The 11,928-nt window shown below is 32.7% G+C and carries 10 protein-coding genes and 1 tRNA gene; 7 read left to right on the forward strand and 4 right to left on the reverse strand.

Annotated features, from left to right (window positions below; translation table 11 throughout):
• Positions 1-29: 29 nt before the first annotated feature.
• The 4 genes from AC6EIZ_RS04095 (at position 30) to AC6EIZ_RS04110 (ending at position 3,499) form a co-directional block, all read left to right on the forward strand.
• A complete protein-coding gene (locus AC6EIZ_RS04095; protein WP_498512590.1) occupies positions 30-1,676 on the forward strand; it encodes an ABC1 kinase family protein in 1,647 nt (548 codons plus the stop codon).
• A 48-nt stretch (positions 1,677-1,724) separates the two neighbouring features.
• A complete protein-coding gene (locus AC6EIZ_RS04100; protein ID WP_498512592.1) occupies positions 1,725-2,174 on the forward strand; it encodes a hypothetical protein in 450 nt (149 codons plus the stop codon).
• Positions 2,175-2,242: 68 nt separating this feature from the next.
• Positions 2,243-2,956 carry a pseudouridine synthase gene (locus AC6EIZ_RS04105; protein WP_498512594.1) on the forward strand — a complete coding sequence of 238 codons (714 nt, stop codon included), beginning with the start codon at positions 2,243-2,245 and terminating at the stop codon, positions 2,954-2,956.
• 15 nt (positions 2,957-2,971) lie between these two features.
• Positions 2,972-3,499: a helix-turn-helix domain-containing protein gene (locus AC6EIZ_RS04110; protein ID WP_498512596.1), complete on the forward strand. Its 528-nt coding sequence runs from the start codon at positions 2,972-2,974 to the stop codon at positions 3,497-3,499.
• A gap of 8 nt (positions 3,500-3,507) precedes the next feature.
• Here AC6EIZ_RS04110 and malQ read toward each other — a convergent pair whose 3' ends face one another.
• Complete coding sequence (malQ, locus tag AC6EIZ_RS04115) at positions 3,508-5,004, reverse strand: 4-alpha-glucanotransferase (RefSeq protein WP_498512597.1); 1,497 nt, start codon at positions 5,002-5,004, stop codon at positions 3,508-3,510.
• A 622-nt stretch (positions 5,005-5,626) separates the two neighbouring features.
• Here malQ and AC6EIZ_RS04120 point away from each other — a divergent pair.
• Positions 5,627-6,622 (forward strand): ribose-phosphate pyrophosphokinase, encoded by a 996-nt coding sequence (locus AC6EIZ_RS04120; RefSeq protein ID WP_498512599.1) that lies wholly within the window; start codon positions 5,627-5,629, stop codon positions 6,620-6,622.
• A 10-nt stretch (positions 6,623-6,632) separates the two neighbouring features.
• Here AC6EIZ_RS04120 and pepN read toward each other — a convergent pair whose 3' ends face one another.
• The 3 genes from pepN to AC6EIZ_RS04135 all read right to left on the reverse strand — a co-directional run bounded on the left by pepN (position 6,633) and on the right by AC6EIZ_RS04135 (position 10,419).
• Complete coding sequence (pepN, locus tag AC6EIZ_RS04125; RefSeq protein WP_498512600.1) at positions 6,633-9,254, reverse strand: aminopeptidase N; 2,622 nt, start codon at positions 9,252-9,254, stop codon at positions 6,633-6,635.
• Positions 9,255-9,287: 33 nt separating this feature from the next.
• Positions 9,288-9,740 (reverse strand): DUF8650 domain-containing protein, encoded by a 453-nt coding sequence (locus tag AC6EIZ_RS04130; RefSeq protein ID WP_498512602.1) that lies wholly within the window; start codon positions 9,738-9,740, stop codon positions 9,288-9,290.
• 121 nt (positions 9,741-9,861) lie between these two features.
• Entirely contained in the window at positions 9,862-10,419 is a 558-nt protein-coding gene (locus tag AC6EIZ_RS04135) for a hypothetical protein (RefSeq protein WP_498512604.1), read from the reverse strand.
• A gap of 109 nt (positions 10,420-10,528) precedes the next feature.
• Here AC6EIZ_RS04135 and AC6EIZ_RS04140 point away from each other — a divergent pair, with 109 nt between their 5' ends.
• Together AC6EIZ_RS04140 and AC6EIZ_RS04145 are read left to right on the forward strand one after the other, a co-directional pair.
• Positions 10,529-11,674, forward strand: a complete 1,146-nt coding sequence (locus AC6EIZ_RS04140) for a histidine kinase (protein ID WP_498513175.1) — start codon at positions 10,529-10,531, stop codon at positions 11,672-11,674.
• A gap of 36 nt (positions 11,675-11,710) precedes the next feature.
• Positions 11,711-11,783, forward strand: a tRNA-Glu gene (locus AC6EIZ_RS04145).
• Positions 11,784-11,928: the final 145 nt, after the last annotated feature.

The following is an 11,928-nucleotide window of genomic DNA, read 5'->3' on the forward strand; positions in this document are numbered from 1 at the left end:
GGGCAGCTAAAAGAACTTATTATGTATCCATGAAATACGATTTCAAAAGAGATTTAATCTGGTTAATTTCAAGGCCATGGATTCTTGTGCCTAGGTTTATTCAGATAGTTGGTGCAATATCACTTCTCTTAGCAAGACTTATTTTTCAAGGTACAAGCAAAGACGAAAAAACTCAGAAGAATCTAGCAAAATTTCTACTTAAAACTCTTATTGGTCTTGGTCCCTGTTTCATAAAAGTAGGACAAGCACTTTCAACTAGACCAGATCTAATAAGAAAAGATTGGCTGGAAGAATTAACAAACCTACAAGATAATTTACCCTCATTTTCTCATGAGAAAGCACTTGAAATTATTGAAAATGAGCTAGGAAGACAAGCAAATGAACTTTTTGAAGAATTCCCATCTAATCCAATAGCCTCAGCTAGTCTTGGTCAAGTTTATAAAGCAAAACTAACTAGCAATTATTGGGTTGCAGTAAAAGTCCAGAGGCCTCATCTAATTTTTAACATTAGAAGAGATCTCGTGATTATAAAAATACTTGGAGTTCTTAGTGCACCAATACTTCCATTAAATCTTGGATTCGGATTAGGTGAAATAATAGATGAGTTTGGAAGAAGTTTATTTGACGAAGTTGATTACAAAAAGGAAGCTAATAATGCTGAAAAATTTTCTAACCTGTTCCATAATAACGCCTCAGTAACGATTCCAAAAGTAGAAAGACATTTATCCTCTGTAAAGGTTTTAACCACAAGCTGGATTGATGGCACAAAGTTAAAAGATAGAGATGAATTAGTTCTAAATAATTTAAATCCATCAAAAATTATTAGAACTGGTGTTATAAGTGGAATTCAACAATTATTGGAATTTGGATACTTCCATGCTGATCCTCATCCAGGAAATATGTTTGCTCTTGAAGGTGACAATGGTGATTTAGGAAATATAGCCTATGTAGATTTTGGAATGATGGACTCAATTTCAGAGGAAGATAGATTAACTCTTACTGGTGCAATTGTTCACTTGATAAATAATGATTTTCATGCTGTTGCAAAAGATTTTCAAAAGCTAGGATTTTTAAATGAAGCAGAAGACCTTAAACCTCTTATACCTGTATTAAAAGAAGTACTTGGAAGTGCAATAGGTAAAGATGTTGCTTCTTTTAATTTCAAAGAAATTACCAACAAATTTTCCGAATTAATGTTTGATTACCCTTTCAGAGTGCCTGCAAGATTTGCTTTGATTATAAGAGCAGTAATCAGTCAAGAAGGACTTGCTCTTCGCTTAGATCCTGATTTTAAGATTATAGATTTAGCTTATCCTTACGTAGCGAAAAGATTACTTACTTCAGATACTAATGAGATGGTTAATATATTATTAGACGTTATATTTGATCAGAATGGTCACATTAGAGTTGAGAGAATAGAAAATTTATTTGATGTACTAGTTCAAGACTCAAGCACACCTGCAAAAGAACTAATTCCAGTAGCAGGAGCAGGTCTTAAGCTCTTAACTAGCTCTAGAGGTTCATTAATAAGGAAAAACTTATTAATGAGTATTATTAAAGATGAAAGAATAGATACAAAAGATATGAAACAACTAATCAAACTAGTCAGAAAAACATTCAATCCACTAAAAATGGCTTCAAGTCAAAAAAAACAAAATAATACACAAGTTGCGTAGATGATTTTTATAAAATATAATACCAAAGATTTTAATAGAAGTTGAAAAATGATCAATAGCAATATTCAAAATATAATCACATTTATTTTGATTAGCATAGATGATGCAAATATAGATGAATTCATTTCCGAGTATCAAGGAATAAAGCCAATTGAGGATCCTATTTTTTGGTTGTCCTTTGGTGCATTCATTTGTCTTATGTCAGGATTAATATTTGCCGACATAATGAAATCAAAACTATATAATTGGACAGAAAAAAAGATTTCACCTACCCCCCTAGAGAACCCTAGAACAATATCAAGTTGGTTTTCATTCTTCACAGGACTAACAATTATTTTCGTAAGTGCCCTAAGCATTATAAACTTTTCTATTATTAAATCTTTAATATTTTCTTCGTTAATCTCAATAATTTTCGGAGTAAGCATGTGGAAAGCTATTAAAGATTTATTAACCCAAGTAGAAGCGGGAACAGTTAAAGAAATAGATGAATTTTTCTAATATGAATAAATTATATATAGTGTTTTTTATACTAATCTAATATATAAATGACCACAAAGTAAGAGATAGTGTCACTCAATAGATTACAAAAAATAATATCTAATTCTGGTCTTTTATCAAGACGGAAAGCTGATTTACTAATAAAACAAGGTAGAGTAACTTTGAATGGAAGGAAAGCTATTCTTGGAGAGAAAGCAGATCCTATCTCTGATCAAATATTAATTGACGGTAGAGAGTTACCTAAGAAGCTAAATCATAAAGTTTTTCTTTTAAATAAACCTTATGGAGTCATCTCTAGTTGCCAAGATAATCATGGAAGGAAAACCGTTTTAAGTTTACTTCCATCGCACTTACGTTATGGAATACATCCTGTGGGAAGGTTGGATTTTGATAGCAGAGGAGCCATTCTATTGACCAATAATGGAGACTTAACGCTAAGACTTACACATCCAAAGTACTCCCACACCAAAACATATCTAGTTTGGGTAAGAGGTCAGCCAACTCAATCGATATTAGATAATTGGAGAAGAGGAATTTTACTTGATGGCAAAAGGACAATGCCGGCGAGAGTAGAAGTTTTGAATAAATTTAATCGTAAGACTCTTCTTAAAGTGATTCTAAAAGAAGGACGCAATCGTCAAATTCGCAGAATAGGAAATCTAATTGGACATCCAGTTCAAGATTTGCAAAGAATCTCGATCTCAAATATAAACTTAAATGGACTACAAGAAGGGAAATGGCGAGAATTAAAGACAAAGGAATGGATTTCAATTATTAATTGAAAATATTTACATTTTATGTCATTAAATTTTCCCTTCAAAAAATCATCATCAGAATTATCACATCAAGCTGATAAACCTGATCCTAATAATGATTTTTCTGAGGCACTTAATTTATTTAAAACTCAGAGAGAGAAATCTGGAATTTCATTAGATCAACTATCAAAGGAGACAAAAATCTCGAGGAATGTTCTTATAGCAATTGAAAATGGATGGAAAAAATATTTACCAGAAACAACCTATTTAATTTCAATGATCAAAAGTCTTGAAATTAAGCTTAATTTAGAAAGAGGAAGTCTGAAGGGTTTATTAGTGCAAAAAGTTAGTAACAAAAATATATCTGGGTTTAAATTTAATTTTATAAATATAGACTTTCTTAATAGCTGGGTTGGAAGCTTGTTGTATATTATCTTTATGTTTTTATCTATATTAGCTCTTAATAGTCAGCAAAGATATCTTATAAAAATAAATAGTGTTTCGACAGAACCTATAATCATAGAGAAGACTATTATAAGAAATGAGAATATAATTAATAATCAAAAATAAAAGTAACTTTATCTTCTATTTTCTTTAGCTAAATCACCATACCTTTTTAAAACTTCTTGGATATTCGAATCATCTCCAGATAATCTCCATGACCAATTGTTTTCTATTGTGCCAGGTTTATTTAATCGAGCACTATCATCAAGATTTAACAAATCTTGCATAGGCGATACAAATAATTTGGCTTTAGTTTCCATGCCAATTCGAATCAATTCCCAAGATGTAAAATTCTCATCATCAATAATTCTCTCTTTGATTAGTTCTTTTCTATCTTGACCCATTTCTCTCCACCAGCCTTGAGAAGTTGAATTATCATGAGTCCCTGTATAAACAATCCAGTTTTCATCTTTAATATTCTCTGGCAAATAGGGATTATCTAAATTTCCATCAAAAGCAAATTGAAGTATCTTCATTCCTGCTAACTCATAATCATCGCGTAACTTTTCAACTTTTGATGTTATGAGACCTAAGTCTTCCGCAACTAAAGGGAGCGAACCACTGCAATCTTTTTTGATTAAACGTAGTATATCTCTCCCAGGGGAAGGCAGCCAAAAACCATTCTCAGCTGTTTTATCTTTACCAGGAATAGCCCAAAAAGCTTCAAGAGCACGAAAATGGTCAAGACGTAAATAATCAGCCTGTTCTAGATGTCTTGAAATTCTTTTTCTCCACCAGCTAAACTTGCTAGCTTTGTGCCTGCTCCAACGATAAACAGGGTTTCCCCAAAGCTGCCCGGTCTCAGAGAAATAATCAGGCGGCACACCACTTTGGAGGAATGTATCTGAATTATTTAAAATAGAAAATAATGATCGATTACTCCATACATCAGCACTATCTTTTGATACATAAAAAGGGACGTCTCCAAACAAAAAAATTCCAAGATTTTTTGCAAGTTTTCTGATTGATTTCCATTGCCTATCCAAATGCCATTGGAGCAGATTATGACCTAACAATTCTCTCTGGTTATTTTTTTTCCAATTTGCTAATTCTTTCTTATCGCGAACTGCATATTTATCTGGCCATTGCCACCATGGAAGATCATTGTATTGAATTTTTAGTTCCATAAATATAGAATGATCATCCAACCAAAATTGCCTTGAGCACCATATTTCGAATTCTTCTTGAATAGTACTATTCTGTTCGTCCCAACAATCAACCAAAGAAGAACGTAAGGAACTAACTCTTGAATTAGCTAATTGAAAATCAACTCTATTGCCAAAACACTCATTTTCAGAAGAAAACTTTTCTAGATGATTAGCTAAAAAGCCATCTCTAATCAAATCATTTTGATCAAGGAAACATGGATTAAAAGCAAAACTTGATGGAGAGCTATAAGGAGAGCCAAATGAATCAGTGGGAGCAAGAGGTAAAAACTGCCAAACTCCTATCCCAGACACAGCAAGTTCATTAAGCCATACTCGAGCAGGCTTACCAAAACTACCGCAGACAGGACTATCAGGTAATGAGGTTGGATGAAGAAGGATTCCTGAATTTCTTTCCAATTTCACTTTTTTTATCTCTTAAAAATACGAAATAAATACTAATAATTCTTTTTTTTTTATTAAATTCAAAATGGATTCCATTGTAAAAAGGAAAATCTTTTTCTTAAAATCAAAAAAATAAATTTAGTAACTAGATATTAACAAATCTATTAACAATCTAAACATTTATATAAAAAACAAAATTTTCTTCTTCATTTAAATAAATTGCTAAATGAATTTATATCCAAGAATAGCATTTTCTACTTGCAAACCTTAATAAACTTTCAAACCAGACAGTCCCCACTAGGTAAGGTTCTCCTAAGATTATATGTTTTTTCTTCAGAAACAACTCTTGATCGAAAGTCCCAAGTACCTAAATAAAGCTCCCTTTAAATGTGTGTTTTCAACAGAATCTCCGTCAAAAATCTTTAAGCCTTTACCTGAAGTCAAATTATTAATGTTTTCAAAAGAAAATTCTTCAGATAAATATCTTTTACTCAACCACCCAAAACAGAAGACAGGACAATGGTTTACCGTTTCAAGAGAGAAAATAAAAACTTTTAAGAAAAAATTTAAAAAAGCTTTTATATGATCATTGATCAACATAACGGTAGATTGGTAAATATTATTTCTTGCTTGCGGTGGAACCGTGACCAGTTTTATTACTGCAGCGCATCCTGAGCCTACTAGTCTCAAGCATGACACTAATAGACTCAGATTAATTAGTGGGACATCAAATACAGCATTAGCAAGAGAAATCGCGACTTATATGGGCATAACAAATGTCCCTCTAGTTTCAAAAAGGTTCGCGGATGGAGAGCTCTATGTTCAAATACAGCAATCAATCAGAGGGTGTGATGTTTTTCTCATACAACCAACCTGTGCTCCTGTTAATGACAGTTTAATGGAGCTTATGATTATGGTGGATGCTTGCAAAAGAGCATCTGCTCGACAAATTACAGCTGTAATTCCATATTTTGGTTACGCAAGAGCAGACAGGAAGACAGCAGGGAGAGAGTCAATAACTGCAAAACTTACCGCAAATATTCTTGTCAAATCAGGAGTAGATAGAGTACTAGCAATGGATTTACATTCGGCACAAATCCAAGGTTATTTCGATATTCCCTGCGATCACATTTATGGATCACCGGTTTTAGTTGATTATCTATCAACTATGAAACTTGATGAAATTGTTGTCGTCTCTCCTGATGTAGGAGGTGTAGCCAGAGCAAGGGCTTTTGCTAAGCAAATGAAAGATTCACCTCTAGCCATTATTGACAAACGTCGCTCAGGGCATAATGTTGCTGAAAGCCTCACCGTTATTGGGGAAGTCTCTGGCAAAACAGCAATATTGATTGATGACATGATTGACACTGGCGGTACTATTTGCGCAGGAGCTGAATTGCTTAGAAAAGAGGGCGCAAAAAAAGTTATTGCATGTGCATCTCATGCTGTTTTCTCTCCTCCTGCTTACGAAAGACTTTCCAAAGAAGGCCTTTTTGAACAAGTGATTGTCACTAATAGTATCCCCGTACCAAATAATCTACATTTCTCTCAATTAAAGGTCTTGTCAGTTGCAAATATGCTTGGAGAAGCCATATGGAGAATTCATGAAGAAAGTTCTGTCAGCTCAATGTTCAGATGATTTCCTAAATTTATTTCAAAATTAGTTCCACTACCTCTCTTGTATTTGAGGATATATTTGCTTTATTTAATTTTAATATTGATGTATACATTCCTTCCTTATTTTTATCTATATAGGTTTTCCATTTACTGAAAACTTTTACCATTCTTGAAGCTGTTATTGGATTAATTTTATCTACCTCAATTAATTTTTCAGCCATAAATAAATAACCCTCGCCATCAGGAGAATGAAATAACTCAACGTTTTTACTAAACCCTCCTAGAACAGCTCTTAATGCATTTGGAGCCTTCCAATCAAATTTAGAATGTGATAATAATTTTTCAATAACATCAATTCCTTCCTTATTAGGTCTTGAGGCCTCATAAGCGAACCATGAATCTAAAACCACTGAATTTTCTTTCCAAATGTTGTAAAATAATTTAGAAGCTTCTTCGGTCTCAGGAATATCTAGTGGCTTCAATGCCTCAAGAGCGAATCTTACTATGGTCATTGAAGAATGACTAATTGAATTAACACAATTCTTCTGAATAGTCCTATCACCTGTAAGAGTTAAAAAGGACCAAATAGTACCTAATAGTTTTCTTTCTCCTTTGCCCATTGGCCATTCATGATTAATATTCACTAATAAATTTTTAGAGATTATTCTTAATTCTTGAAGGGTTTTATTACCAATTAAAACTTGAAGATTTAAAGACTCTTTATAAATATTTATAGGATCCACTTTTTTGCATAAAGACTCCAATTCTGCTAATCCAGGTATTGTTAAAAGTGTTGCCAAGAAAAAAGGGTCCTTTATTTCCAGGGCTTTTATAGATTTTTTAATAGCATTAATAAACCTCTCTTCAAAAACATGATCTGTCTTATTGCAAAGCCTACTTTTAATGATTTGACGCATCAAAAATTGACCAGAGTCCCATCTGGAGAAATAATCATTATCATTTGAGAAAAGAAAAAGATAGTCTTCTATAGATAAATCAGATTCCCAATCAACAGGTGAAGAGAAACGTCTGAAAATCGATAAAACCGGAGGTTCTTTTTCACCTGGGATAGTATTAATTTGTAAATTCTTTCTATTTTTATCTAAAACAAATAAATTATCTTCCACTATAGGGATAACTTTTTGTTCTTTACTATAACAAGAATAAAGAATTGGAATAACCATTTCAATATTTTCATTGTTTTTTTTACTATCTATTTTCTGCTCAAAAGAAACATTCAAAATTGAATTTTTAGAATCCCATGATTGATTCACATAAACTTTTGGTGTACCTGATTTATAGTACCAGTTTAGAAACTTTGTTACATCAAAAGGACAACTTCCCTCTTCAAAATAAGCACCTTTAATTAATGAATTAATGAAATCCTCAGTTGTAGCAGCCTTCCCATCAAAAGTTTGAAAATAAAGGTTAATACCTCTAAAAAACTTCTCCTTACCTAGCAAAAGCTCAAGCATTCTTATTAACTCAGCTCCCTTTTCATATATTGTTGTTGTATAAAAATTATCAATAGCTACATACTCTTTAGGCTTCACAGCATGGGATGTAGGGCCTTTATCTTCAGCAAATTGAAAGTTTCTAAGGAATGACACATCTTCTATTCTTTTTATGCCTACACTATGAAGATCAGAAGTAAAAGATTGATCTCTGAAAACTGTCAAACCTTCTTTTAAAGAGAGCTGAAACCAATCTCGACATGTAATTCTATTCCCAGTCCAATTATGAAAATATTCGTGCGCTATTACACTTTCTATTCTCTCTAGTTCATCATCTGTAGCTGTATTTGAGTCAGCCAAAACCAACTTAGAATTAAAAATATTTAGTCCCTTATTTTCCATCGCTCCCATATTAAAATGCCTTACGGCAACAATTTTATATTCATCTAAGTCATATTCAAGGCCATAATTATCCTCGTCCCATCTCATTGCTTTTTTTAGAGAATTTATAGCATGTTTTGTATATTTTTCATCCCCAGATTCCACATATATTTTAATATCAATCAATCTACCATTATTTGTAAAATATGAATCTGAAACTGAATTTAATTTACCTGCAACTAAGGCGAATAAATAACAAGGCTTAGGGAAAGGGTCTTCCCAAATTATTTCGTGTCTACTACTATTATTTTTCAACTCCCCTGAATACTTCTTATTCCCATTTGACAATAATACTGGATATAAATTCCTATCAGCCTCTAGTCTTACTGTATACTTACTTAACACATCTGGCCTATCGGGATGATAGCAAATACTTCTAAATCCCTCTGCTTCACATTGTGTAGTCAACATGCCTGAACTTAAATATAACCCTTCTAATGATGTATTACTAAAAGGATCTATTTGAGATCTTATTCCTAATTCAAATTCTGAAACGGGAGGACTATCTATAATCAAGTTGTCATCAGAAATTGAATATTCTTTAGACTTCAACTCTTTTCCATTTATTGATATTGATAATAATTTAATTTGCTTGCCTTGTAGAATAAGCTTTGTAGATTCTTTAGTCTTTGCCTTAACTGTCATTAAAGATTGAACAACAACATAATCCTTGCCAATCTCAAAATCTAAATATATGAATGGTATTAGAAATGGGTATTCAATATAATCTGATAATTTAATGGTTTTTGGATTTGACATATTAAATAAATTTTATCTAATTTTATTTAATATTTATTTCTTTTGGTTTAATTGTTCAACAGTTTTTAAGAATTTTTTCTTATCTTCTTCAGGAACCATGTCAGGACAATTCTTCATGGCTCCATCAAGAAGTTGTAAAATTGCTCCATTATAAATATTTTTTTCTGGTATTTTTTCTTTTCCTAATTCTTTAATAAATCCACCATGCCTTCCTGAAATAAGCAATGCATAATTTTTCGCTGCCAAGGAAATAGCCTTAGGAAATTCAATTTCAATCTGTCTTGCCATACATAGATAGCTAATTCCTATTTGTCTATATAAAAAGATATCTTCGTCATTAGCAGGAATAAAATCAACATCCTTTTTATCAGAGCTCATTTTAGTTGGATTAGATTCTGACTTGATGGAGGAACTACAACTTGATAAAAGTATTGAGGCGAATAAAATTGATATAGCCAAGATTTTTTTTCTTGGAGATTTGTTCATTTTTCTCAATTGATTTTAATCCGTAAACATTTATGCAGCAAAAAATCTATCAAAATTCTTCACATGCAAATTAAATATACAATATACATTAAGGTCTATCAAAATAGTTTTAATCGACTGGTCAGTTGGGATTCTTAATCCTTATTTCATGATGATTTTCCACTATCTTCAAATCATCTTTAAACCAACTATAAATATTTCTTGATCTATATTTGTCCTGATCTATCAAGCGTGTATGTTCCAATACATGCCAATCATCGTAATTAGACTCGAGAATTAATTCGTGTTCATCAACTTGTCTTATGTTTGATATGCATGAAGAATCAGATAAATAAGAACAATCACGAATTAGTTGATGGCCTTCAAGTCTTGCCGTTATTTCTCCTTCACTTTTATAAGTTGGTCTTTTAATAAAAAAATCTTTTTCATCTTCGCACCACCACTTAAACCGATAACTCTCAAATTCAGAATCTATTTGAGTTATCTTGGCTACACTGATATACATTTCCAAATCAACAGCCTTTTCTTCATCAAAAAAATATTGTCGCCTAGAATGCCATAAGCCAATATTTCTACCAAACCATCGCCTTAAATTACTTTCAAAGTCAATCCTAAGTCTATCAATACCTTCCGAAGATTTTTGAGTTCTTCCAATACCAGATGAATAAGAAATAGCCATTTAACTGGAACTGAGAGGTTTAAAAAAGTATTCAATTAATTATTAGCTAATACCTAAAACGAGTCTCTTTACCTTAAGGTATACGTAATTATTTAGATTGCTCGACACTGTGATTAGTGCCGAAGCTAACGATAGACGGCAGTTAAAACTGTTGCTTGTGGCATCTCGTCACCACCTCTCAAGGGGAGATATTCGTTCGTTAATTGAATACTTGGAAGGAGAGAATTGTGATTTTAACGTTACTTTAGAATTTTCAGATCCTTTTGAGAATCCTGAATTACTTGAGTTTTATAAATTGGTAGCAATTCCTGCACTTATAAAATTAGAACCCCAACCTAAGCAGATTTTTGCAGGCAGCTCGATTTTTGAGCAAGTTAAAACTTGGGTTCCAAGATGGCAACATGAAGGGCTACTTAAAGGAGGAGGAATAAGCCTTAGAGCTAAAACGGTTGAATCAAATCAAATACAAAAAGAACTTCTTCTCGAGGATGATCTTCTTGTTCTTCGACAAGAAAACGAAACACTTACAAAAAAAATACATTCTCAAGAAAGTCTCTTAAGAATGGTTGCTCATGAGTTGAGAACTCCATTAACAGCAGCTGGCTTAGCGCTTCAAAGCCAAAAGCTTGGACAAATAAGCATGACTAAATTCCAAGAGGTACTTAAGAGAAGGCTAGAAGAAATTGAATTACTCTCAAAGGATTTATTAGAAGTTGGCAGTACTCGTTGGGAAACATTGTTTAATCCTCAAAAAGTTGATCTTGCGAATATTTCTGCTGAAGCAATTCTTGAGCTTGAAAAACTATGGCTCAGTAGGAAAATAAAAATAAATACAGACATTCCATCTGATTTACCCTCCGTTTTCGCAGATCAAAGAAGAATGATGCAGGTTTTGTTGAACCTCATTGAAAATGCTTTGAAATTTTCCGAAGACAAAGGTGAAATTTTTATAACAATGCTTCACAGAACAAATCAATGGGTTGAAGTAATTGTTAGAGATAATGGACCAGGTATTCCACCAGAAGAACAACAAAGAATTTTTGTTGATCGAGTCAGGCTTCCGCAAACTTCTCAAGAGACAATCGGCTTTGGCATTGGTCTTTCAGTTTGTAGAAGAATTGTTGAAGTGCATGGAGGCAAGATCTGGGTAGTTTCCAAACCAACTGAAGGAGCATGTTTCTATTTCACTGTTCCTGTATGGCGTGGTCAAAATAAGGATCAAGAAGCCTTGACGAGTGGCAACGCTGGCCCGTAACTTTCTTTTGTGTCAAATAGATTTGTCACTGCATCTGGCCCCATCGTCTAGAGGCCTAGGACACCTCCCTTTCACGGAGGCGACAGGGGTTCGAATCCCCTTGGGGCTATAAGCAAAATTTCTTTAAATTTTAAAAACTTCTAGGGGAAAACTTTATAAAAAAATAATTCCTCTTGGCTTAAATTTTTTCAATCTATCAACTACTTAATAAATTCATTTTTCTAAATAAAATTCCACTAAAAAAAGAAAGAAAA

It is taken from the genome of Prochlorococcus sp. G4PB16 (assembly GCF_059772465.1).

Excerpts from the sequence above, each read along its gene's own strand:
- AC6EIZ_RS04110 (WP_498512596.1), top strand. The coding sequence starts at position 2,972 with ATGTCATTAAATTTTCCCTTCAAAAAATCATCATCAGAATTATCACAT.
- pepN (WP_498512600.1), bottom strand. The coding sequence starts at position 9,254 with ATGTCAAATCCAAAAACCATTAAATTATCAGATTATATTGAATACCCA.
- AC6EIZ_RS04130 (WP_498512602.1), bottom strand. The coding sequence starts at position 9,740 with ATGAACAAATCTCCAAGAAAAAAAATCTTGGCTATATCAATTTTATTC.
- AC6EIZ_RS04100 (WP_498512592.1), top strand. The coding sequence starts at position 1,725 with ATGATCAATAGCAATATTCAAAATATAATCACATTTATTTTGATTAGC.
- AC6EIZ_RS04135 (WP_498512604.1), bottom strand. The coding sequence starts at position 10,419 with ATGGCTATTTCTTATTCATCTGGTATTGGAAGAACTCAAAAATCTTCG.
- AC6EIZ_RS04095 (WP_498512590.1), top strand. The coding sequence starts at position 30 with ATGAAATACGATTTCAAAAGAGATTTAATCTGGTTAATTTCAAGGCCA.